At 72.3% G+C, this 21657-nt stretch carries 20 protein-coding genes, 1 tRNA gene, 1 pseudogene and 2 riboswitches; of the genes and pseudogenes, 9 read left to right on the top strand and 13 right to left on the bottom strand.

Translation table 11 applies throughout. The features are described 5' to 3' along the window. Positions 1-5: 5 nt before the first annotated feature. Positions 6-2366, bottom strand: coding sequence for a M4 family metallopeptidase (locus ACZ6W9_RS17950; protein WP_389964831.1), 2361 nt, complete (start codon positions 2364-2366; stop codon positions 6-8). 652 nt (positions 2367-3018) lie between these two features. Between ACZ6W9_RS17950 and ACZ6W9_RS17945 the strand changes: the two genes are divergently transcribed. Next, positions 3019-3762, top strand: a complete 744-nt coding sequence (locus tag ACZ6W9_RS17945; protein ID WP_389964834.1) for an SAM-dependent methyltransferase — start codon at positions 3019-3021, stop codon at positions 3760-3762. Here the strand turns inward: ACZ6W9_RS17945 and ACZ6W9_RS17940 are convergent. The 4 genes and pseudogenes from ACZ6W9_RS17940 to bcp form a co-directional block, all read right to left on the bottom strand. Then, complete coding sequence (locus ACZ6W9_RS17940; protein WP_470118853.1) at positions 3734-3937, bottom strand: hypothetical protein; 204 nt, start codon at positions 3935-3937, stop codon at positions 3734-3736. The genes ACZ6W9_RS17945 and ACZ6W9_RS17940 overlap by 29 nt on opposite strands. A 49-nt stretch (positions 3938-3986) precedes the next feature. Further along, positions 3987-4060: transfer RNA gene (locus ACZ6W9_RS17935), tRNA-Leu, on the bottom strand. 30 nt (positions 4061-4090) lie between these two features. Continuing rightward, positions 4091-4261: pseudogene (locus tag ACZ6W9_RS17930) on the bottom strand (HNH endonuclease); the annotation flags it as partial. A gap of 337 nt (positions 4262-4598) precedes the next feature. Then, positions 4599-5066 carry a thioredoxin-dependent thiol peroxidase gene (bcp, locus tag ACZ6W9_RS17925; RefSeq protein ID WP_470118679.1) on the bottom strand — a complete coding sequence of 156 codons (468 nt, stop codon included), beginning with the start codon at positions 5064-5066 and terminating at the stop codon, positions 4599-4601. 111 nt (positions 5067-5177) lie between these two features. Here bcp and ACZ6W9_RS17920 point away from each other — a divergent pair, with 111 nt between their 5' ends. Continuing rightward, a complete protein-coding gene (locus ACZ6W9_RS17920; RefSeq protein ID WP_389964843.1) occupies positions 5178-5525 on the top strand; it encodes a DUF3618 domain-containing protein in 348 nt (115 codons plus the stop codon). A 197-nt stretch (positions 5526-5722) separates the two neighbouring features. Here the strand turns inward: ACZ6W9_RS17920 and ACZ6W9_RS17915 are convergent, their stop codons facing one another. Further along, complete coding sequence (locus ACZ6W9_RS17915) at positions 5723-6916, bottom strand: amino acid deaminase/aldolase (protein WP_470118677.1); 1194 nt, start codon at positions 6914-6916, stop codon at positions 5723-5725. 148 nt (positions 6917-7064) lie between these two features. Between ACZ6W9_RS17915 and ACZ6W9_RS17910 the strand changes: the two genes are divergently transcribed. Further along, complete coding sequence (locus ACZ6W9_RS17910) at positions 7065-7685, top strand: DUF6286 domain-containing protein (RefSeq protein ID WP_389964849.1); 621 nt, start codon at positions 7065-7067, stop codon at positions 7683-7685. A 227-nt stretch (positions 7686-7912) separates the two neighbouring features. On the opposite strand, the gene ACZ6W9_RS17905 is transcribed toward ACZ6W9_RS17910, so the two are convergent. The 4 genes from ACZ6W9_RS17905 to gcvT form a co-directional block, all read right to left on the bottom strand. Continuing rightward, the gene (locus ACZ6W9_RS17905) at positions 7913-9856 is read right to left on the bottom strand and encodes a hypothetical protein (RefSeq protein WP_470118675.1); all 1944 of its coding nucleotides are present in this window, start codon (positions 9854-9856) and stop codon (positions 7913-7915) included. 210 nt (positions 9857-10066) lie between these two features. After that, on the bottom strand, positions 10067-11443 hold the full coding sequence (locus tag ACZ6W9_RS17900) for an L-serine ammonia-lyase (protein WP_389964855.1): 1377 nt from the start codon (positions 11441-11443) through the stop codon (positions 10067-10069). 78 nt (positions 11444-11521) lie between these two features. After that, the gene (gene gcvH, locus ACZ6W9_RS17895; RefSeq protein ID WP_362930604.1) at positions 11522-11911 is read right to left on the bottom strand and encodes a glycine cleavage system protein GcvH; all 390 of its coding nucleotides are present in this window, start codon (positions 11909-11911) and stop codon (positions 11522-11524) included. Continuing rightward, positions 11908-12999 carry a glycine cleavage system aminomethyltransferase GcvT gene (gene gcvT / locus ACZ6W9_RS17890; RefSeq protein ID WP_389964858.1) on the bottom strand — a complete coding sequence of 364 codons (1092 nt, stop codon included), beginning with the start codon at positions 12997-12999 and terminating at the stop codon, positions 11908-11910. Before gcvT ends, gcvH begins: the two co-directional genes overlap by 4 nt. Before the next feature lie 33 nt (positions 13000-13032). Further along, a riboswitch (glycine riboswitch) is annotated at positions 13033-13127 on the bottom strand. Continuing rightward, a riboswitch (glycine riboswitch) is annotated at positions 13128-13226 on the bottom strand. Between the two features lie 183 nt (positions 13227-13409). Here gcvT and ACZ6W9_RS17885 point away from each other — a divergent pair. From ACZ6W9_RS17885 to ACZ6W9_RS17870, 4 genes are all read left to right on the top strand, one after another. Further along, on the top strand, positions 13410-14387 hold the full coding sequence (locus tag ACZ6W9_RS17885) for a hypothetical protein (protein ID WP_470118672.1): 978 nt from the start codon (positions 13410-13412) through the stop codon (positions 14385-14387). Between the two features lie 7 nt (positions 14388-14394). After that, entirely contained in the window at positions 14395-14730 is a 336-nt protein-coding gene (locus tag ACZ6W9_RS17880; protein WP_362930610.1) for a hypothetical protein, read from the top strand. A gap of 5 nt (positions 14731-14735) precedes the next feature. Continuing rightward, positions 14736-15443, top strand: coding sequence for a nucleotidyl transferase AbiEii/AbiGii toxin family protein (locus tag ACZ6W9_RS17875; RefSeq protein WP_362930612.1), 708 nt, complete (start codon positions 14736-14738; stop codon positions 15441-15443). A 289-nt stretch (positions 15444-15732) separates the two neighbouring features. Continuing rightward, positions 15733-15933: a hypothetical protein gene (locus tag ACZ6W9_RS17870; RefSeq protein WP_362930616.1), complete on the top strand. Its 201-nt coding sequence runs from the start codon at positions 15733-15735 to the stop codon at positions 15931-15933. Between the two features lie 91 nt (positions 15934-16024). Here ACZ6W9_RS17870 and ACZ6W9_RS17865 read toward each other — a convergent pair whose 3' ends face one another. Continuing rightward, positions 16025-16342 (bottom strand): hypothetical protein, encoded by a 318-nt coding sequence (locus tag ACZ6W9_RS17865; RefSeq protein ID WP_389964868.1) that lies wholly within the window; start codon positions 16340-16342, stop codon positions 16025-16027. 525 nt (positions 16343-16867) lie between these two features. Between ACZ6W9_RS17865 and hutU the strand changes: the two genes are divergently transcribed. Together hutU and ACZ6W9_RS17855 are read left to right on the top strand one after the other, a co-directional pair. Beyond that, positions 16868-18523: a urocanate hydratase gene (hutU, locus tag ACZ6W9_RS17860; protein ID WP_389964871.1), complete on the top strand. Its 1656-nt coding sequence runs from the start codon at positions 16868-16870 to the stop codon at positions 18521-18523. Between the two features lie 238 nt (positions 18524-18761). Next, entirely contained in the window at positions 18762-19595 is an 834-nt protein-coding gene (locus ACZ6W9_RS17855) for a MurR/RpiR family transcriptional regulator (RefSeq protein ID WP_389964874.1), read from the top strand. A 157-nt stretch (positions 19596-19752) separates the two neighbouring features. Here ACZ6W9_RS17855 and ACZ6W9_RS17850 read toward each other — a convergent pair whose 3' ends face one another. Together ACZ6W9_RS17850 and ACZ6W9_RS17845 are read right to left on the bottom strand one after the other, a co-directional pair. Continuing rightward, positions 19753-20502 (bottom strand): ABC transporter permease, encoded by a 750-nt coding sequence (locus ACZ6W9_RS17850; protein ID WP_362930624.1) that lies wholly within the window; start codon positions 20500-20502, stop codon positions 19753-19755. A 100-nt stretch (positions 20503-20602) separates the two neighbouring features. Further along, entirely contained in the window at positions 20603-21562 is a 960-nt protein-coding gene (locus ACZ6W9_RS17845; RefSeq protein ID WP_389964878.1) for an ATP-binding cassette domain-containing protein, read from the bottom strand. Positions 21563-21657: the final 95 nt, after the last annotated feature.

Below are 21657 nucleotides of genomic sequence, written 5' to 3'. Positions count from 1 at the left end.
CCGGATCAGGACTTGGTGATCTTCACGTCGTCGACACCGGCCTCGATGAGGCTCGCCGTCGAGGCGTCGGCCGTCTCGACCAGCAGGCGGACCGTCTGGCCCGCGTAGGACGACAGGTTCACCGTCGCCGTCTGCCAGGCCCCGGCCCGGTCGGAGGCCGCGCCCAGCTGCTGGAACACCACGGTGTTCGAGCTGCCGCTCACCACGCGGACCCGGAAGTAGTCGCTGCTGCTGGCGTTGTTCAGGTGCGCCAGGTACCAGGAGAACGTCAGCGTCAGCGTCCCGGACGGCAGCGCGATCTCCGGCGAGCGGACGCTCGTCAGGCCGCCGTCCACGTCGTAGTCGCCCGCCGCGGTGCCCGCCAGCCGGCCGGTGACCAGGTCGTTGGACCCGCTGACGGTGGTGCCGAGCTGCAGCGTCACACCCGAGGAGGTCGCCGCCGGGTCACCGCGCTCCCACTGCCCGGTGGTGGCGGTGTCGGTGCCGCCCGCGTTCACCGTCCAGCCCAGGTCGGTCTCGAAGGTGTCGCTGAAGACGACATTGCCCGACGTGCCGACCGTGAGGGTGAACGTGGCCGTGTGGTCCACGCTGGCGCCGTCACCGGTGACGATCACGTTGTAGGTGCCCGAGGCGGTGCCCGCCGGAACCGAGATCGTCATGGTGGAGGAGGCGCCCGAGGTCACCGACGCCGGGCTGAAGGACGCGGTCGCCCCGGACGGCAGGCCGGAGGCCGAGAACGTCACGCTCTGCGCGCTGCCCGAGGTGGTCTGCGTGCCGACCGTCGAGGTCGCCTGCTGGCCGGCCTGCACACTGGCCGAGGACGGGTTCAGCGTCATCGAGAAGTCGTTGCTCGTCGAGCCGCACGAGGCGGGCTCACCCGAGGCGGCCGGGACGTTGACGGCGTTCCACGCGGCCTTGGTCGCGTTGAACTCGGTGCAGGAACCCGGGAACAGCTGGATCGCCGCCTCCAGGCTCGCCTTGCGGACGAGCTGGTGGGTCCACGTCGAGGTCTTGCGGTTCAGCGCGCCCATGAAGATCTGGCCGGCCTTCTGGATGCCGACGCCGGTGACCGCCGTGCCGTTGCAGGTCGGGCTGACCGGCTGGCCGTTGGTCGGGTTGGACCCCATCGAGAGCAGGTAGAACCAGTGGTTCTGCACGCCCGCCCCGGCGTGGACCTCCAGGTTCGGCACCGAGGAGGAGTAGCAGTCGGGGTGGCCGGAGATCTGCGACGGCTTGTGCATGTAGCGGATCGGGCCGTTGCCGACGAGGTTGACCTCCTCGCCCACACTGAGGTCCGGCGGGTCGTACTGCGCGGGCTCGTTGGCGTAGAACTCCGTCAGCGCGCCGAAGACGTCACCGGTGGACTCGTTGAGCCCGCCCTTCTCGTTGCTGCCGGTCGAACCGCCCGGCGTGGTCTGGAAGATCGCGTGCCCGAACTCGTGGGCCACCACGTCGATCGGCGTCGCCTGGCGCTGGTTGTCCTGCGAGTGGCCGAAGTTGGTGTAGCTGCCGTTCCAGTAGGCGTTGACGTCGCTCAGGCCGACCCGCGCGGGGAAACCGCTGCCGCTGCCGTTGATGCCGTCGCGGCCGAGCCAGTTCTTGAGCATGTCCCATTCCTGGGCCACCGCGTACATGGCGTCCACGCACGCGGTCTCCAGGTTGGTGCCCGAGCCGTTGCCCCAGCTGTCGTCCGTACCGGTGTAGGCGGTGCCGCCCTGGCCGCCGCAGCGGATGCCCGGGCGGGCCGGGTCGGTCATGGAGTACGACGTCCCGGAGCCGGTGGTGCCGATGGTGACCGGGCCGTTGTAGTAACTCGACCCCGAGCCGTCCCTGACCTCGTCCGACTTCTCGGCGACCTCACCGGTCACCGCGTCGACGAAGACGTGCATCTTGCTCTCGCGGCCGCGGTCGGCGCCGGTCACCAGGACCTCGTAGGCCAGCCGGCCCCGTCCCTGGGCCATCACCGAGAGCTTCGGCGCGGCCACCTCGGCGGGGTCGCTGATCTGCGTCCGGGCGATCTCGGCGGCCTTCGCCGCGTCGATCTTCGGGGTGGTCGGGACGCTCAGCGGCTCGGTCTGGGCGACCGACGTGCTCAGCACGCCGCCGGCGGCGTTCGTCACGACCACGAAGTCGCCGCCGTAGACCGGCAGGCCGGCGTAGGTGCGCTGGTAGGCGATGTAGCTGAGCCCGTCCTTGGTGGCGAGAGCGCTGTGGCGCAGGAAACGGTCCTTGGGAGAGGCCCGCAGGATCGCCGGTTCTGACTCCACCAGGCGGTCGGCGGCCTGGGCGGGAGTGTCGGGGGAGGCGGCCGGCGGAGCCTGGGCGATCAGCCCGGCGGCTCCGGCGGACGGGGCGGACAGTGCCACGGCGAGGCTTGACGCCGAGGCAACGAGCGCAAACGCGACAGAGCGTTTCACGCGGGTGCTCCTTTGCTGAGCGGCGGCCACGGGATCTTTTTGGGGGGTTGTCCGTGGTCCGCCGTGGTGCACGGTGGCGAGTCCCGGAGCGCGTTCACGCACGCTGCGCGCCTGGCGATGGTGAACGGCGGAGGGGAGAGACTCGTCGGTAGCACTGGGGCTGAGAGGATTTGACCCTGTGGAGAGATCGCCGTCAATATCTTGGTCAAAAGAGGAAATTTCACGATTTGGTGACGGAAAGCGATTGCTGCACGGAGCCCCTGTTCACAGACTCCGTCCGTCGTTCACGACCGGGTTCCGGCGTTCACAATCCCCTCCGGCCGGCGCCCCGCGCGCGGCGCGCCGGCCGGATACGGCGGGCCGTCGAACCGGCGGCGTGCGACCGGAACCATTCGCCGGGCCGCCGGGCCGGCGGCCGGGCCGTTCCGGCGGGCGTCGGACCGGCGGCGTGCGGCCGGAGCCATTCGGCGGGCCGTCAGACCGGTGGCCGGTGGCCGGGCCGTTCCGGCGGGTCGCCGAACCGGTAACGGGTGGCGGAAACAATCCGGTGGACCGTTAAACCGGTGGCGGAGCGCCGGAACCGCCTGGCACCATCTGCCCGATGAACCGCGACCTGATCAGCCACATCGCCCATCTCGACCATCCCGTCGCAGCCCCCGTGAGCGAGACGAACCTCGACCGCCTCCTCCGCCGGCCGCGCCTCCCCGACGGAGCACGGATCCTCGACCTCGGCTGCGGAGAGGCCCGCTGGACGCTCCGGGCGCTGGAACTCCACCCGGGGACGATCGCCGACGGCGTGGACGTCTCCCCGAGCGCCCTGGCCTCCGCCGGAGAGGAGGCCGCCCGCCGCGGCCTCACCGAGCGGCTCCGCCTCCACGAGACACCCGCCGCCGAGTTCGGCGGCGCCGCTCCCTACGACCTCGTCCTGTGCGTCGGAGCCACCCACGCCTACGGCGGGCTGCGCCCCACCCTCGACGCCGTCCGCAGCCACCTGCGCCCCGGAGGGCTCGCCCTGGTGGGGGAAGGATTCTGGGAGACCTCGCCCACACCGGCCTTCCTGGACCGGTTCGGCGCCGAACCCGACGAGTACGCCGACCTCGCGGGCACCGTGACCCGGGCGGAGGACGCCGGATACGCCACCGTCTACGCCCACACCAGCGAACTCGCCGAATGGGACGACTACGAGTGGTCCTGGACCGGCACCCTCACGAACTGGGCCCTCGACAACCCCGGCCCCGACGGCGACGCCGCCCTGGCCGCCGCCCGCGACCACCGCGACATGTGGCTCAACGGCTACCGCGGCGTCCTGGGCTTCGTCACCCTCCTGCTGCGCCGTACCGGCTGAGGTCACGACCCTGGATACGGGCGGCCGCCGGCCGGGCGCCGGCGGCGCGTTCCTCCTCGAGGGTCGTCTCACGCAGCAGTCGCAGCGCCTCACGGATGACCGCGGACCTCGACTTCGCGCCCTTCTTCTCCCGGTAGTACTCGATGAAGAAAGCGTCCTGGGGCGAGACTGTCACGGCGGTGTCCACGGATCTCAGAACCGCCGAGTTGTTTTCGATTCTTTTGTGGGGCCGACGGGATTCGAACCCGCTCTGTACAGTACCTAAAACTGCCGCCTCCTGCCGTTGGGCTACGGCCCCTTTATTTTTTCCCGCGAAATTCTCTGTCTGAGAATGGCAGTTCGGGCAGAGAAAACGCAAGTTGTTTATTCTGTTGTCGAGCCAGTCGCCGTTGATGTGATCGACGTGCAGGGTCAGGTTCCGGCCCTGCCAGACTCCCTCGATCTTACAGCCCTCGCAGCGGTAGGGTACGCCCACTTCCTGGAGCGCCCGACGCAGCATGGGAGGCTTGATCCTGTGGGATCCGGGCGGGAGCACACGAAGGATCTGATCTGACGACAGGCGCTGGCGCGAGCGGCCTCCCCGATGGTGAGCCTGGCCGAGGAAGTGGGACGTGTCGATGCCGAAGCGCTTCAGCTGGCGGCTGATGTGGGCGTGGTTGCCTCCGGCGACCGTCACGCCCAGGCGGCGGAGGACCTCGGTGACGCTGAGGGATTCCGCCGCCGCCTCGGCCAGCATTTCGGGGGTGTATTTGTATTTGATGGGCACGTGCCGAGGATGGGCGGCGTGACCGACAATTCTCGGGGCGCGATCAAATGGCGATAAAAGGGTGAAAAGGTTATTCGTCCACGCCCAGCTCCCGGCGGAGACGCGCCACGTGGCCGGTGGCCTTCACGTTGTAGAGAGCCTTTTCGATTTTGCCGTCGGCGTCGATGACGAAGGTGGAGCGCAGCACTCCGACGATGGTCTTGCCGTACATCGTCTTCTCGCCGTGCGCGCCGTACGCCTTGTGGACCTCCAGCTGCGGGTCCGACAGCAGCGGGAAGGTCAGTGCGTCGCGCTCGGCGAACTTCGCCAGCCTGGCGGGGGAGTCCTTCGACACCCCCAGTACGGCGAAGCCGGCGGCGGCCAGCGAGTCGAGGCCGTCGCGGAAGTCGCAGGCCTGCTTGGTGCAGCCCGGGGTCATCGCGGCGGGATAGAAGTACAGGATCACCCGCCTGCCACGCAGACCCTCCAGGGAGACGGTCGTGCCGTCGGCGGCGGGAAGGGCGAAGTCCGGGGCGGCGTCGCCGGGCTCGAGTTTCATGGTGTCCCTTCGTGGAATCGTTCCCGGGTCAACTTACCGGTCGGCCCGAAGTGTCGTCGGGGGGACGGACCTGACAGACTGATCGATGTCAAGGGCGAGGAGAGGAGAGCCATGGCGGACACCGATCCCATGGAGCTGGAGCGGCGCATCGCGCGGACCCGTGCCGAGTTGGCCCAGACGGTGGATGCCATCGCCGACCGGGTGAGCCCGAAGAACGTCGCGCGCCGGACGGTCGCCAAGGCCGAGTCGGACGCCAGGCGGTTCCTGGTCTCGGTGAGCGAGCGGGTCGGCGAGGCGGTCGGGCTGAACCCGCGGCCGGTGCGGCCGGGGGAGGAATCCGAGGACCTCTGGGCGGGGGAGCAGCCGGAACTGGCGGAGCTCGGGCCGATCCTGGTGGGTGTGGGCGCGGTGCTCGCGGTCAGCGCGGCGGTCCTGCTCTGGCGGCGGCGCCGCCGCTGACCGGGCGGCGGGCCGTACGGACGGCGTCGCCGGGGAAACAAGCCGCCGGGGAAACAAGGCGTCAGGGAAACAAGCCGCCGGGGAAGCAAGGTGCCGGAGAAGTGAGTCCACGGGGACGTGAGTTGCCGGGGACGTGAGGACGTGAGGCCCGCGGGTGTGAGCCCGCGGGCCGTGTGCGTCAGAGGGGGCCGGATGCGTCAGAGGAAGGTCCGGCCCTCACCGCGGTAGGTGGGAGCCTCCTCCACGATCTCCTCGCCGTCGACGAGGTGCAGGCTCGCGAAGCGCTCGGACAGCTCGCCGGCCTTGGCGTGGCGGAACCATACGCGGTCGCCGACGCGCAGCTCCTCGGCCGCCTGGCCGAGGAGGGGGGTCTGGACCTCCCCGGCGCCCTCGTCGGGGTCGTAGCGCAGGCCGCAGGGGAGGTAGGGCTGGGGGAGGCGGTCGGGGCCGGGGGCGCCGGAGGCGTGGTAGCCGCCTCCGAGGACGGTGACGACGCCGGCGGCGGGGCGGCGGACGACCGGGAGGGCGAACAGCGCGGCGGGCCGGCCGGTGAAGCCGCGGTAGAAGTCGAACAGGCGGGGGTGGAAGAAGCCCGATCCGGCGGCCACCTCGGTGACGGCCTTCTCGCGGGCGGTCTTCTCGATGCTGCCGGTGCCGCCGCCGTTGACGAACTCCAGGTCGGCGACCTGGCGGACGGCGTGGACGATGCGGCCCCGGCGGGAGACGAGCTCGCGTCGCGACCTGGCCTGCATCCACCGGATCGCCCGGGTGCGGGCGGCGCCGCCCGGCGGGGCGTCGCCGACCCCGGCGATCTGGGACTCGTAGGCCATCAGCCCGACGAGGCGGAAGCCGGTCCGCTTGGCGATGCCGGCGGCCAGGTCGGCGGCCTGGCCGGCCTCGCGGACGGTGGAGCGGCGGGCGCCGACCCGGAGCCGGCCGCCGAACGCGACGAACCCCGCGTCGATGTCAAGGCAGACCCGGATCTCGTGGCGGTCGCGGACGCCGGCCACGGCCGACTCGACGAGGTCCAGGTGGTCGGGGTGGTCGACCATGATCGTGATCTCCCGGGCCGCGCGGCCGTCGGCGGCCAGTTCGGCGAGCGCGGCGCGGTCGGCCGTGGGGTAGGCCACGAGCACGTCCCGCAGTCCGGTGGAGACGAGCCAGAGGGCTTCGGGGAGGGTGAAGGCCATGATCCCGGCGAAGCCGTCCATGGCGAGGATCCGTTCGAGGACGGGGCGGGAGCGGATCGACTTGCTGGCGACCCTGATCGGCTTGCCGCCGGCCCGCCGGACCATGTTCTCCGCGTTGGAGCGCATGGCCGCCAGGTCGAGGACGGCGAACGGGGGGTCCAGGTGCGCGGTGACCCGGTCGTAGCGCTGGCGGTCGTCCATGACGGCAGGATAACCCGGCGCGGCCGAACATGAGCAGTATTCATGTCCATCGGGCGGCGGTAAAGTCTCCCGCCAGGGCGATCACAAGATCATGAAAATGGCAGGTCGCGGCCCGCACGGGAGCTTCCGGCCGGTTAAGCCTGGGGGCGTGACGAGTAGCCTTCAGGAGACCTCGGCGGGGCTCGGGGGGACGACGGCCGAGGAACAGCAGCACGCCGCGCGCCGCCGGGCGGTACGGCTGTTCCGCCCGGCGAGGAGCCCGGCCGGCGTGGTGGTCGCCCTGATGACGTCCACCGCGTTGTCGGCCGCCGCCGGGGTGACGGTCGGGATGGTCACGGACCACCCGCTGGGGCGGGTGCCGTACCGGAGGATCGCCACCGGGCCCGGCGCCGCCGCCTGGTCGGACCCCTCCGTGATCCTCGTCTCGGTGGGCGCGATCGTGGCCGGCGCCGTGCTGCTCACCCTCGCGCTGCTGCCGGGGCGCACCCGGCTGGTGCCGCTGGAGACCTCCGATCCGCGGCTGTACATCGGCCTGACCAGGAGCGGGCTGCGCCGTACGCTCCGGGCGGCGGCCGAGTCGGTGGACGAGGTGACCGGCGCGCGGGTACGCCTCGGCGCGCGGGACATCGAGATCACGGTCATCAGCGGCGCCGAGCGGACCGGCCCCCTGCTCCGCCAGGTCGGCACGGTGGTGGGCGACCGGCTGGCGGGCCTGGGCGCGATCTCCGAGGGGGAGATCGTGGTACGGCTCCGCAAGCGGGGACTCTAGATGTCCGGCGGACGGGAGCGGCGGATGGACGGAGAGCGCGGATGAGGCCGTACCGGGGCAACCGCATCGGGCTCGCCGTCGTCGGGCTGGCGCTGGCCGCGGCCGGCCTCTACGGCTTCCTGCGCGGGGAGGGCAAGCTCCCCCGGCCGCGCGGGGAGCGCCTGCTGCCCCGCGGGCTGCCCGCCCGGGTGGCCGAGCATCCGTGGGCGGGGTGGGCGGCCGCGCTGCTACTGACGGCGCTGGCGCTGCTGTCGATCCTCTGGCTGATCCGGGCCGTGGGGCTGGGACGCCTGGGGAGCCGGAGCGGCAGCGCGACCGCCATGCTGGGGGTTGCGCTTAAAGAAATCGAAGGGCTCGCCCGGATCCGCGTCCGGTGGGTCAAATGCGACCGGCTGCGGATCTCGGTGACCTGCGGGCCGTCGTCGGACCTCGCGAAGCTCGTCGCGCGGCTGAACCGCGACGCGGTCGGCAAGGTGCGCCGGACGGTCGGAGACGACGATCTCGGGGCGGTCGTCCGGCTGCACGTCGGACGGCGCTGACCCGCCGGACCACGACCCGGCCGGTACGGCGGGCGTCGGCCGGTCCGCCCACGGATCCCGGTCTCCCAGGCTCGGGTAGGCATCGCGGGACGGGCTGAAGAACGTGCCGGGACGCGCGTCGGCCGCCGCGGCGACCGGGATCGGATGCACGAGCCGGTCGCTCCGCCCGGGCGCGGGGAAGGCCGGCACCTCCGGGCCGGACGCGCCCGGGGTCTCCTCATCCGCCGCACGAGGTCTCCTGGAGGTCCGGGAGAAGGCCAGCCCGGCCGCCAGGCAGGCGAACGGCAGGGCGGGCACCACGTACCGGTGGTCGAAGGCCGCGATGAACGGCGGCAGCGCCAGCAGCGTCGCGCCGGCCGCCCACGGCAGCAGCACGGCGCCGCCGAGCCGCCGGATGCGCGCCAGGACGCCGACCAGGCCGATCAGCACGATCGCGGCGATGAACGGGCCGCGCAGATAGCCGTACCGCTGGTAGTCGCGGAGCAGCCCGGCGTACGGCTCGGCCAGCACGGGCCGGCCCGAGACGCCCTGGTAGGCGGCGGTGATCTGCTCGGCCGTCCGGCCCCGGGAGGCGGCGCCCTCCGGGAAGGGCCTGGCCGTCTCCGGGAAGACGTAGGCGCTCTGCGGGCCGGGGGCGGGGTAGACGCGGCGGTTCCAGTCGAAGATGTGGGCCACGTCGGCCAGTCCGGTGCGCAGGAAGTCGAGGGGCTGGGCCCTGATGGCCTGGGCGGCGAAGTCGCCGGCGAGCCGGTCGCGCTCTGCCCAGCTCCCCTCGATCTCGTTCAGCGGGGAGGAGCCGTCCCAGATGTACGCCGGTGGGGCCTTGCGCTCGCTCACCGGCTCGTCCGGGCACAGGACGGCCTCCGGACCGGCCGGTCTGATCTTCGGGCAGTCGGCGAAGGTGAGCGTGCGCGCGTACAGGAAGGCGTTGCCACGGGTCAGCCCGTAGGAACCGTACTCGGAGTGGAACCAGGCGGCGTAGGCGCCCAGGCCCAGCGCGGCGGCCACGGCGGTGGCGGTGACCGCCCGCCAGCCGGCCCGGCGGATCACCAGGCAGACGAGGACGACGGCGGTCAGCGGCAGGCCGATCGTCCGGGTGACGGTCGCCGCGGCCAGCAGCAGTCCGGCGAACAGGGCGGCCGGGACGCCCGGCCGCTCCCGCCGCAGCAGCAGCGTGACGGCCAGCACCGCGAGGAACTCCATCAGGGAGTCGGCCATGACGAGGTGTTCGAGCTGGACCTGGTGGACGTCCAGCAGGACCGGCAGGGCGGCGAGCGTGGCGCCCCAGCCGGGCAGGCCGCCGGGGCGGCGCAGCACGAGGTAGACGCAGACCGCCGTGGCCAGGCCGAGGAGGTGCTGGACGACGACGACGGCCGGCACGCTGGACAGGGGGTGCAGCAGCCACAGGAACAGCGAGTATCCCGAGGGCCGCGACTCCATGGGCCGCGGGTCGAGGCCGCCGTTGAGGTAGACGAAGGAGTCGGCCCAGAACCACAGGGCCGGGCGGTAGCCGAGCACGGCCAGGGCCCGCAGCGCGCCCCCGGCGAGCAGGGCGGCCAGGAAGACCCAGTGGGCGCCGAGAAGGCGGAGAAGGCGCGGGGAACGGCGGTCCGGACGTACTCCCGCTGACACCTTCCGACCTCCGGGTCCATCTCGGGTGGAAGGCTCCTGCGGCCGGAACCTCCGCGACGAGCCAACCAGCATAGGCCGCCCGGCGGAGATCAGGTGCGGAAAGGCGGCTTTTGCGCTGATTCTGCCGATTCTGATGATTCGATGGTCATGCGCCGGAGACCTTCCCGCACGGTGACCTGCGGAGACGTGCGCGCGGCCTGCGGTGGCGGCTCAGCACTCGATGACGTTCACCGCGAGGCCGCCGCGGCTGGTCTCCTTGTACTTGTCGAGCATGTCCCGGCCGGTGTCGCGCATCGTCTTGATCGCCTTGTCCAGCGGGACGAAGTGCCGGCCGTCGCCGCGCAGCGCGATCCGGGCGGCGGTGATCGCCTTGATCGAGGCCACCGCGTTGCGCTCGATGCACGGGATCTGCACCAGTCCGCCGATCGGATCGCAGGTCAGGCCGAGGTTGTGCTCGATGCCGATCTCGGCTGCGTTCTCCACCTGCTCCGGGGTGCCGCCCAGCGCCTCGGTGAGCCCGGCCGCGGCCATCGAGCAGGCCGACCCGACCTCGCCCTGGCAGCCGACCTCGGCGCCGGAGATGGAGGCGTTCTCCTTGAACAGCACGCCGATCGCCCCGGCGGTCAGCAGGAAGCGCACCACGCCGTCCTCGCCGGGCGTCGGCGTGAACCGGTGGTAGTAGGTGAGCACGGCCGGGATGATGCCCGCCGCGCCGTTCGTCGGGGCGGTGACGATCCGGCCGCCGGCCGCGTTCTCCTCGTTCACCGCCAGCGCGAACAACGTGACCCAGTCCATCGCCTGCAGCGGGTCCTGCCCGGACGACTCGCCGCTGAGCCGCCGGTGGAGCTGGTGGGCCCGGCGGCGGACCTTCAGCCCGCCGGGCAGCACGCCCTCCTTGTCGATGCCGCGCCGCACGCACTCGCTCATGACGCGCCACAGGTTCAGCAGGTCGTCGCGGATCTCCTGCGCGGAGCGGCCGAACGCCTTCTCGTTCTCCATCATCAGCCCGGAGATCGACAGGCCGGTCTCGGCGCAGTGCGCCAGCAGCTCGGCACCGGTCGTGAAGGGGTACGGCACCGCGGTGTCGTCGGGCTTGATCCGGTCGGCACCGGTGGCGTTCTCGTCCACCACGAACCCGCCGCCCACCGAGTAGTAGACCTTCTCACGGAGCGGGTCACCCGACTCGGAGAAGGCGGTGAAGCGCATGCCGTTGGGGTGGTGCGGCAGCGAGATCTTCCGTTCGAAGACGAGGTCCTCGCCGATCACGAAGGGGATCTCGTGCGCGCCGTACAACCGGACGGTCCCGCTCTCGCGCATGGCGGCCAGCCGCTCGTCGACGGTGTCGACGTCCACCAGCTCGGGCTTCTCACCCGACAGGCCGAGCAGGACGGCCTTGTCACTGCCGTGGCCCTTGCCGGTCAGCCCGAGCGAGCCGTACAGGATCGCCTCGACCCTCGCGGTCTTCTCCAGCAGCCCGTCCTGGGCGAGGCCGCGGGCGAACCTGTGCGCCGCGGCCATCGGGCCCCCGGTGTGCGAACTGGACGGGCCGATACCGATCTTGAAGAGATCGAAGACGCTGATCGCCATTGATCTGGTCCTTGCTTGCGTCGCCGCGACCACGCGAGCCCCCATGGCCCGCATGGTCACGGCACTGTTGGGAGGAGGTCAGGACTCACCGGAGGTGAGCACGCCGTACTCCTCGGCGGACAGGAGGTCCTCGGGCCGGCCCTCCATACGGACGCGGAAGAGCCAGCCCTCGCCGTAGGGGTCGCTGTTGACCAGCGACGGGTCGTCCACGACCAGGTCGTTGACCTCGACGATCTCGCCGCCCACCGGGGCGAAGATGTCGCTCACCGACTTGGTGGACTCGACCTCGCCGACCGCGTCACCCGCGGCGACGGTGGAGCCGACCTCGGGGACCTGCACGTAGACCACGTCACCGAGCGACTCGGCGGCGTAGGCCGTGACGCCCACGGTGAGGGTCAGGCCGTCGTCGATGCCCGCGACCCACTCGTGCTCCTTGGTGTACTGCAGGTCATCGGGAATGCTGCTCACTTTTTCCTCCTGTAGAAAGGCAGGTCGACGACCTCGACCGCTTCATGGGTACCCCGGATGCTCACGGCCAGACCCTCGGAACGGTCACCGTCCACGTAGGCCATGGCGATGGGCCTGCCCAGGGTCTGGGACGGGGCTCCGCTGGTCACCTCGCCGACGACGGCGCCGTCACCGGCGACGACCACCGGGTAGCCGTGGCGGGGCACCCTGCGGCCGGTCGCGATCAGTCCGACCAGGCGGCGCGCGGGCGGGACGTCCCTGAGAGGCTCCAGGGCGGCCCGGCCGACGAAGTCGCCCGGTTTGTCAAACCTCACCACACGGCCGAGCCCGGCGTCGAACGGGGTCAGCCCGGACGTCAGCTCGTTGCCGTACAGCGGCATGCCCGCCTCCAGGCGGAGGGTGTCGCGGGCGGACAGGCCCGCGGGGATGAGACCGTGCGGGGCGCCCGCCTCGGTCAGCGCCGACCACAGCGCCTCGGCGTCACCGGCGGCGACGAACAGCTCGAAGCCGTCCTCGCCGGTGTAGCCGGTGCGGGCGATGAGCGCCCGGACCCCGGCGACGGTCGCGGGCAGGCCGGCGTAGTACCTCAGGCCGTCGAGGTCGGCGTCCGTGAGCCCGCCGAGGATGGCGCGCGAGTTCGGGCCCTGCACCGCGACCAGCGCGTACTCCTCGGAGCGGTCGTCCACCGCGGCGTCGAAGTCCTTGGCCCGATCGGTCAGCTCGGCGGCGACCCGGGGGTAGTTGGACGCGTTGGCGACGACCATGAACTCGTCGGCGGCCAGGCGGTAGACGATCAGGTCGTCCAGCACGCCGCCGTCCGGCGAGACGATCATGGTGTAGCGGGCGCGGCCCGGCTCCAGCGCCGACAGGTGGCCGACCAGCGCGTAGTCGAGGGCCTCACCCGCCTGCGGGCCGGTCACGAAGATCTCACCCATGTGGGAGAGGTCGAACAGGCCCGCCGCCTGGCGGACAGCGTTGTGCTCGGCGGACTCGCTGCCGTAACGCAGCGGCATCAGCCACCCCGCGAAGTCGGTCAGGGTGGCGCCGAGAGCCTCGTGGACACCGCGCAGCGGCGTGGGTCGTGACATGTTCGCACCTCAGGCAGGGGACGGATGAGAGCATCCTCCCCCTCTGTCATCGTTGCCTGAGAGCTTCGCCCGATTTTTGCCGGACTTTCACCTTCGGCGAGGCCGTACGGCCTGCTTTCCAGAGGTCACCTACCCGCACGGTCCTTTGCCTTGAGAGGTTCGCGGGGAGGGCTTGCTCCTTCAGGGGTCCTGGCCTGGATGTCAGGACTCTCTCCCGCACGGGTTCATCGGTGCCGTGGCCAGCCTAACCGGCGGCACCCGCCGAGCGAAATCCCTCACGGGGACTCACCGGGAACTCACCGGGGACTCACGGGGGCTCGCGGGGGACTCGCGGGGAAACGTCCGTCTCCGCCCGGCCGTACGGCGGGGCGGCCGTGTCGCATGGGTTCCTTGCATAATCTGATGAATCGATGGACGACTTCTTCCGCGAGAGGATCCTTGAGACGGGACGGCTGCCGCTGTTCTGCTTCTTCGTCGCGCTGATCGCCGCGTTCGTGCTGACCAGGATCAACGTCCGGCTGATCCGGGCGAAGATCGGCTGGTTCGGGAACGTCAGCGTCGGTGACATGCACATCCACCACGTGGTGTTCGGCGTGGTGCTGACCCTGCTGGGCGGGGTGGCGGGGCTGGTCGTCTCGGGCCTCTCCCAGGGCTGGTACGCCGTGACGGCCGCCGTGTTCGGGGCGGGGGCCGCCCTGATACTGGACGAGTTCGCGCTGATCCTGCACCTTCGCGACGTCTACTGGGAGGAGGAGGGGCGGGCGTCGGTGGACGCGGTGTTCACCGCGATCGCGATCACCGGCCTGCTCCTCACCGGTCTGCGCCCGCTGGTCTGGGAGAACTCCGACGGCACGCCGCGTGGGGCGTGGCTCACCGCCGGCGTCATCGTGGCGAACCTCGCGCTGGCCGTGGTCACCCTCCTCAAGGGGAAGATCTGGACCGGCCTGGCCGGTCTGTTCCTGCCGCCGCTGCTGATCGTGGGCGCGTTACGGCTGGCCCGTCCGGGCTCGCCGTGGGCGCACTGGTTCATGGCGCCCGGCTCCCGGCGGCCCCGGCCCCGGAAGATGGCCACGGCGGTGCACCGGGAGAGGCGCTGGCGGCGACCGGTCATCCAGGCGAAGATCGCCTTCCAGGAGTTCGTCTCCGGCCGGCACGACCTGCCCTCCACCCGCCGCCTGGTCAGGCTCCAGGAGCGCCACGAGCACCCTGCGGGTCAGGAGCGCGTCACGGGCCGGGAACGTGCCACGGGCCGGGGACACCACGAGGGCGCCGCGGGCCGGGACGGCCGCGAGCAGAGCCGGGACGACCGCGGGCACACCACGGGCCGGGGACGCCATGAGGGCGCCGCGGGCCGGGACGGCCGTGAGCACACCGCGAGCCGGGAGTGACCCGGCCGTGAGCGGACTTCCGTCCCGCTGGGAGGGCGTGGCGCACCGGGTGCCCGACTCCCTCGCCGACCTGCGCGGCCCCGCCACCGGGGTGGTCAGCCTGCCCGTCCACCTGGCCTGGTCGGGCCTGACCGAGTTCGACCTGGGGAACCGGCTGCTGCGGATGAGCCTTTACCGGACGGTCATCACCGGCGGCGGGCGCGAGGACGCCGAGGCGTACCTCAACGCCGGGATCCTCCTCGCCGACTGGCCCCTGCTGCGCCGTGGCCTCGGGCCGAGTTACCGCGGAGCCTGGGAGGGCAAGATCTCCGCGTTGGGACGAGCGCGAGCCAGGTGGGAGTGAGCAGGGTGGACGCGATACGACTGCCCCCGTTGCAGGAACGGATGCTCCAGGCCGTCCTGCCGGTCTGCGACCGGTTCGGCCTCGTGCTGGCCGGCGGCTACGCCATGAACGCCCACGGCCTCACCGAACGCCCGAGCAACGACCTCGACTTCGCGACCGCCGCCGAGACGCCGCTGCCCGAGGTGGCCGGCGCGGTCGCCGACACGTTCCGGGAGGCCGGGCTGGACGCCACCGTGGTGGAGTCCGGGCCCCGGATGGCGCGGCTGGTGGTGAGCGACCCGGTGACCGAGCAGAGCTGCGAGTTCGACCTGCTCAGGGAGGCGCTCCAGCGCGGGCCCGTGGTCGTCGGCGACGTGTCCGTGGTCTCCCTGGACGACGCGGTCGGCCTGAAGATGCGGGCCCTGCACGAGCGCAGCCTCGCCCGCGACGTCATCGACGTCGTCTCGGTCTCCCACCTGTACGGCTTCCGCGACCTGGAGGGCCTCGCCCGCCTGCACAACGAGGAGTTCTCGCTCGCCGAGCTGGTGATGCGCCTGGAGTTCGTCGAGCTGATCGCCGACGAGGACTTCGAGGCCTATGGCCTGACCGCGGAGGAGACCGCCGCGATCCGCCGGTACTGCGCCGCCTGGGTGGAGGACGTCAAGCTCCGCCGCCCGGAGGACGGCGACGCCGAGTACGGCGCCGAGTCGGCCGACCTCCCCGACATCGGCTGATCCTCGGGGAGGCCGTCCGGCGTCGGACGGCCGAACATGTGGATCTCCGCCGCGAAAGTCTCGCCCGTGCGCGACCTGGTGTGCAAGGGGCGCCGGACGGCGGTCCTCGACGCCCGAAGCGGTCCGCCGCCCGCCGCCTGCCGCCTGCCCTCCGTCGCCCGTCGCCCGCCGTGCCAGAGCCGGGCGGCGGACCGCTTCAGTGCCAGCACGGGCCGATTCGTGGTCCGGCAGGCATATCCGGCCGCTCCCCGGGAAGCTGAAGGGCCTGCCTGCCGAAGGAGTGTGGATCGTGGGTCTGGTCGAGAAGCTCAATCTGCGTGAGATGAAGGCGAAGGCCAAGCGGAAGCTCGGCGGCCGGGTCGGCGACCGGCGGCTCGCCGCCGAGGGGCGGACCGAGGAGGCCGAGGCCAGGCTCCTCAAGACCCAGGACGAGATCCTGGACACCGTGGCCGAGATGCGCAGGGAGTACGGCGCCGCCCGCCGCGGCTGACACCCGCCTCCGCCCGGCGGCGCCGGGCGCCGGCGCTCCGCGGCCCGTGCTCCCCCTCCGGGCCGTGGAGCGCCGGCGCCCTGCGCCGCCGTCAGTCCAGGCTCTGCACCTGGTAGCGGGGCCCGAGCTCGGAGTGCCAGGGGTCGGTGGCGGCGACGACCAGGCCGGGCCCTCCGATGAGCTCCGCCAGCACCTCCTCGACGCGCCCGGGGTCCAACCCCGTCACCCGTGCGATCTCCGCCACGTGTCCCGGTCCGCCGGAGCTCTCCAGCTCCGAGACCGCCCTGAAGACCGCGGCCTGTTCCGCGGTCAGGTTCGCGTCGGCGGACGGGCCGATGTCCGCCGCGTCACCCGACACCCCTGTCATGTCCGAACCGCCGGGCAGGTTCACATCGTCCGCGTCCTTCATGCCGGTCCCCCTCCTGGCGCTTTCCGGTACTCGGCGGGCCCCCTGACCGTCACCATCCCCCCGGGTGACCGCCTCAAGCCTTCGGCGGGGATTGCGGAAAATCTGCGTAGCGGGTGGCGAGATACTTCGGAAGACCCGGCTTCCCGCTGATTCGCCGCTCCGGAAAGCGGGCACCTGGCCTGTGCGGAGCCTCTTCTTCGCAATTCGGAGCGTCCCGTGGGCGCTCCCCGGCTCACTCCTCTTCGCCCAGTCCGTGCGGGACTAGGGTCAGGGCGGGGGCCGGAGGACGGCCGGAAACGGAGGGCGTCCCGGCGGCGGCCGGGACGCCCTCCCGCACCGGGCCCCGCACACACCCTCCCGCACCGGGCCCCGCACACACCCTCCCGGGCGGGCCCCGCACACGGCCTCGCACATCGGGTCTCCCGGACCGGGTCTCCCGGACCGGACCTGCCGCGCCGGGTTGACCCGTGGCCTCCGGGTGACAAATATGAATGCATTCATTCATGACGATGAGGAGGCTCGGTCATGACCGGCAGCCGGACCGTGCGCGCCCCACGCGGCACCACGCTCACCGCCAGGGGATGGCCGCAGGAGGCGGCGCTCCGCATGATCCAGAACAATCTGGACCCGGAGGTGGCCGAGCATCCCGAGCAGCTCGTCGTCTACGGCGGTTCGGGGCGGGCCGCGCGCGACTGGCGCTCCTTCGACGCGATCGTCCGCACCCTGACCACGTTGGAGGGTGACGAGACGCTGCTGGTGCAGTCCGGCCGCCCGGTCGGGGTGTTCCGCACCCACGAGTGGGCGCCTCGGGTCCTCATCGCCAACTCCAACCTGGTGCCCGACTGGGCGAACTGGGAGGAGTTCCGCCGCCTGGAGGCCGCGGGCCTGACCATGTACGGGCAGATGACGGCCGGCTCCTGGATCTACATCGGCACCCAGGGCATCCTGCAGGGCACCTACGAGACCTTCGCCGCCGTCGCCGCCAAGCGGTTCGGCGGCTCGCTCGCCGGGACGATCACGCTGACCGCCGGGCTCGGCGGTATGGGCGGCGCCCAGCCGCTGGCCGTGACGATGAACGGCGGCGTGGTGATCTGCGTCGACTGCGACCCCCGGTCCATCGACCGCCGCATCGAGCACCGCTACCTGGACGTCCGCGCCGCCGACCTCGACGAGGCGCTGCGCCTGGCCTACGACGCCCGCGACCGGCGCGAGCCGCTCAGCATCGGGGTCGAGGCCAATGCCGCCGACGCCTTCCCCGAGCTGCTGCGCCGAGGCGCCGAGATCGACGTCGTCACCGACCAGACGTCGGCGCACGACCCGCTGATGTACCTGCCGTCCGGCATGGCCTTCGAGGACATGGCCGCCGAGCGCGACAAGGACCCGGCAGGCTTCACCCGCAGGGCCCGCGAGTCCATGGCCCGGCACGTCGAGGCCATGGTCGGCTTCCAGGACGCCGGCGCCGAGGTCTTCGACTACGGCAACTCCATCCGGGGCGAGGCGAAGCTGGCCGGCTTCGAGCGTGCCTTCGACTTCCCCGGCTTCGTGCCCGCCTACATCCGGCCGCTGTTCTGCGAGGGCAGAGGTCCGTTCCGCTGGGCCGCGCTGTCGGGGAACCCCGCCGACATCGCCAGGACCGACCGGGCGATCCTGGACCTGTTCCCCGACAACGAGCCGCTGGCCCGCTGGATCAGGATGGCCGGGGAGAGGGTCCACTTCCAGGGGCTGCCCGCCCGGATCTGCTGGCTCGGGTACGGCGAACGTCACCTGGCCGGGGAGCGGTTCAACGACATGGTGGCCTCGGGGGAGATCGAGGCGCCGCTGGTCATCGGCCGCGACCACCTCGACTGCGGGTCGGTGGCGTCGCCGTACCGGGAGACCGAGGGCATGGCGGACGGCTCCGACGCGATCGCCGACTGGCCGCTGCTGAACGCCATGCTCAACGTCGCCTCCGGCGCCGCGTGGGTCTCCATCCACCACGGCGGCGGCGTCGGCATCGGCCGGTCGATCCACGCCGGTCAGGTCACCGTCGCCGACGGCACCCGGCTCGGCGCGGAGAAGCTGAACCGGGTCCTGACCAACGACCCCGGGACCGGTGTGATGCGCCACGTCGACGCCGGCTACGACGAGGCCGTCACGGTGGCGGAGGAGCGCGGCGTCCGCGTCCCGATGCGCGAGTCCTGACCGGCCTGCGGGCCCGAGGGCCCGCGCCGGAACACGGGCGGGCCCGCCTGGCAGCCGGGCCCGTCCGACGGCCGGGCCCGCCGGAGAACCGGGCCCGCCGGCCAGGGCGCGTACGGGTCCCGTCCGGGCGGGTACGCGCCGGTCGTGCGGCGGTCACGTGCCGGACGCGCGGTGGACGCACACCGGATGCGCGGCGGGTGCGGGAATGCCCGTGCGCGGCCCGGCGGTTGGAGGGGACGTGGGGCACGGACTCGATCGACTTCTTGAAGGCCGGCGGCTGTCGCCCGTGCAGCGGCGGATCGCCCGTTACCTCGGCGACCACCTGGACGAGGCGATCTTCCTGTCCAGCGTGGAACTGGCCGACCGGGCCGGGGTGAGCCAGCCGTCGGTCACCAGGTTCGCCGTCGGGCTCGGCTTCGCCGGGTATCCCGAGCTGCGGCAGGCGCTGCGGCCCCTCGTGGTGGGCGACCGGGTCCCGCCGCGCGCCGGCGACCCGCGGAACGCCAACGATCTGCAGACCGCCATCGACGTCGAGATCGGCAACCTGCGCGGCGTGCGCGAGGGCCTGGCCGACCCGTCGCCGGTCGCCGAGCTGGGCGCCGCGCTCGCCGGGTGCGAGCCGCTGCCCGTGCTGGGGCTGCGCGTCTCCAGCGGGCTGGCCACCACGTTCGCCTACTTCGCCCGCCGCATCCACCCCGACGTCCGCCTGATGGTCCACGGCGGCTCCGAGCTGGCCGACGGCCTGCACGCCGCGCGCCGGGCCGGGGCGGGCTGGCTGGTCGCGGTGGTCCTGCCCCGCTACCCCGCCGAGGCGGTCGCCGCCCTGAACCAGGCACGCGAGCTGGGCCTGCGGACCGCGGTGATCACCGACCGGCGCGACGTGCCGTTCGAGGCCGACGTCCTGCTGGACGCGCCGGTCGGCGAGCGGCTGGTGTTCGACTCGCACGCGGCACCGCTCGCCCTGGCCATGGTGCTGGTGGAGGCCATGGCCGACGCCGCGCCGCTGCGCACCCAGGCCCGCCTGGAGGAGTACGAGCGGATGACCGACCAGGGCGGGGTCTTCGTCGAGTGACGGCCCCACGGCCTCCCAGACCCCGGCCCGTCGCCCGGCCCCACCACCTCCCCGGCTCCACCACCTCCCCGGCCCCGCCACCGGGAGGCGGGAGCCGGGGTCGCGGGAGGACCGGGGAGCGGGCGGGCGCCGGGGCCGGGGGAGCGGGCTGCGCGGGTCAGCCGGCCAGCTTGCGCAGCGAGCGGACCGACCAGGTCAGGGTGAGGACGCCCAGGACCAGGAACAGCGCGAAGGCGGTCGGGATCGTGCCGCTGGAGAAGTCCCCCGCGAACAGCGCCCGGCCCGCCTCGACCGCGTAGTACAGCGGGTTGAACTTCGCGGCCGCCTGCATCCAGTCCGGGCCGAGGGAGATCGGCAGCATCAGGCCGGACAGCAGCATCAGCGGCAGGAGGAAGAACTGCACGATCTGCGACATGCCGTTCTCGTCGCGGATCGACAGCGCCAGGCCGTACGACAGGTTCGCGGCGAACAGACCGGTGACGGCCATGAGCAGCAGCATGAGGCCCATCGCGGCCAGGGAGATCCGCAGGCCCATCAGCGCGGCCACGCCGAGGACCAGGAGCGACTGCAGGACCAGCATGATCATGTCCTTGGCGACCCTGCCGAGGACGATCGAGGGCCGCCACGCCCGGCTGACCGCCAGCCGCTCCAGCACCCCGTTGCGGGTCTCGTTGATCATGCCGAACCCGGTGAACATCGAGCCGAACAGGGCGATCATCACCAGGGCGGCGGGGGTGAACACGACCAGGGCCTCGGACAGCGTCCCGCCCGGGGTCAGTTTGGTCAGCAGCGGGGCGAACAGCAGCAGGTAGAGGACGGGCTGCATGATGCCGAGCAGGGGCCAGGCGGGGTTGCGGCGGAGGTTGCCGAGTTCGTAGCCCAGAAAGAGCATGGTGTGCCGGAGCATCGGGGGGTTCCTTCTTCGGTCGGGGGTCGGGGGTCGGAGGCCGCACGGCCGGGCGGCGGGTGCCGGGTGGCGTCGTGCGGTGACGGCCGGGCGGCGGGTGTCAGGCGGCGTCGCGCAGGGAGCGGCCGGTGTGCTTGAGGAAGACGTCGTCGAGCGTGGCCCGGTCGAGGGAGATGGAGCCGATCGTCACGCCTCCGGACTCCAGGGCGCGCAGCAGCGCGGGCAGGCTGTGCTCGCCGTCGTCGAGGTAGGCGCGCAGGACCTCCCCCTCCAGACGCGTCTCGGCGATGTACGGCTGCGCGGCCAGCAGTTCCCGGGCCGCGGCCGGGTCGCCGGTCCGCAGGGTGACGACGTCGCCCGCGACCTCCTTCTTCAGCCCGGCGGGGGTGCCCTCGGCGACGATCCGGCCGTGGTCGATGATGACCAGCCGGTCGCACAGCGCGTCGGCCTCGTCGAGGTAGTGGGTGGTCAGCAGCACGCTGGTGCCCGCGTCGCGCAGGGCGCGGATCTCGTCCCACAGGTTGGCGCGGTTCTGCGGGTCCAGTCCGGTGGTGGGCTCGTCCAGGAAGACCAGCGGCGGCCGGTTGACCAGGCCGATGGCCAGGGCGAAGCGGCGCTTCTGCCCGCCGGAGAGGGTCCGCGCCGGGCGGTTCGCGACCTCGGTCAGACTGAAGGTCTCCAGCAGTTCGCCGGCGCGGGCCAGCGCGTCCCTGCGGGAGGCCCCCGCGAGGCGGGCGGCCAGCACCAGGCTCTCCAGGCCGGGGGCGTTGTCGTCCACGCCGCCGGCCTGGCTGACGTAGCCGATCCGCTCGCGGACCTTGGCCGCCTCGGTGACCACGTCGTGTCCGGCGACCCGGGCGGTCCCGGCGGTGGGGACGGTGAAGGTGGCGAGCATCCGGACCGTGGTGGTCTTGCCCGCGCCGTTGGGGCCGAGCGCGGCGAAGATCTCGCCCTCGCCGACGCTCAGGTCGATGCCCCGGACGGCCTCCACCTCCTCGGCCTTGCCGCGCCCGCGCCGGGCGGTGAAGGTCTTGCGCAGCCCCTGCGCCTCAATGATCATGATTCTCCGTTCGGGGATGGGGGGTCGTGCGGTGCTCCGGGGTGTTCGCCGGAGAAGAGTGGCGAACGCAGGGACGTGCCCTTCCGGAGGGCGTG

It is taken from the genome of Streptosporangium sp. NPDC053982, assembly GCF_055585205.1.
Note: the sequence above shows the minus strand (reverse complement) of the source record. Positions and strands in the feature narration are given on the sequence as shown.

Bases quoted from the DNA above. Each gene is read 5' to 3' on its own strand.
- ACZ6W9_RS17945 (WP_389964834.1), top strand. From the start codon at position 3,019: ATGAACCGCGACCTGATCAGCCACATCGCCCATCTCGACCATCCCGTC.
- bcp (WP_470118679.1), bottom strand. From the start codon at position 5,066: ATGAAACTCGAGCCCGGCGACGCCGCCCCGGACTTCGCCCTTCCCGCC.
- ACZ6W9_RS17920 (WP_389964843.1), top strand. From the start codon at position 5,178: ATGGCGGACACCGATCCCATGGAGCTGGAGCGGCGCATCGCGCGGACC.
- ACZ6W9_RS17915 (WP_470118677.1), bottom strand. From the start codon at position 6,916: ATGGACGACCGCCAGCGCTACGACCGGGTCACCGCGCACCTGGACCCC.
- ACZ6W9_RS17900 (WP_389964855.1), bottom strand. From the start codon at position 11,443: ATGGCGATCAGCGTCTTCGATCTCTTCAAGATCGGTATCGGCCCGTCC.
- gcvT (WP_389964858.1), bottom strand. From the start codon at position 12,999: ATGTCACGACCCACGCCGCTGCGCGGTGTCCACGAGGCTCTCGGCGCC.
- ACZ6W9_RS17885 (WP_470118672.1), top strand. From the start codon at position 13,410: ATGGACGACTTCTTCCGCGAGAGGATCCTTGAGACGGGACGGCTGCCG.
- ACZ6W9_RS17865 (WP_389964868.1), bottom strand. From the start codon at position 16,342: ATGAAGGACGCGGACGATGTGAACCTGCCCGGCGGTTCGGACATGACA.
- hutU (WP_389964871.1), top strand. From the start codon at position 16,868: ATGACCGGCAGCCGGACCGTGCGCGCCCCACGCGGCACCACGCTCACC.
- ACZ6W9_RS17850 (WP_362930624.1), bottom strand. From the start codon at position 20,502: ATGCTCCGGCACACCATGCTCTTTCTGGGCTACGAACTCGGCAACCTC.
- ACZ6W9_RS17845 (WP_389964878.1), bottom strand. From the start codon at position 21,562: ATGATCATTGAGGCGCAGGGGCTGCGCAAGACCTTCACCGCCCGGCGC.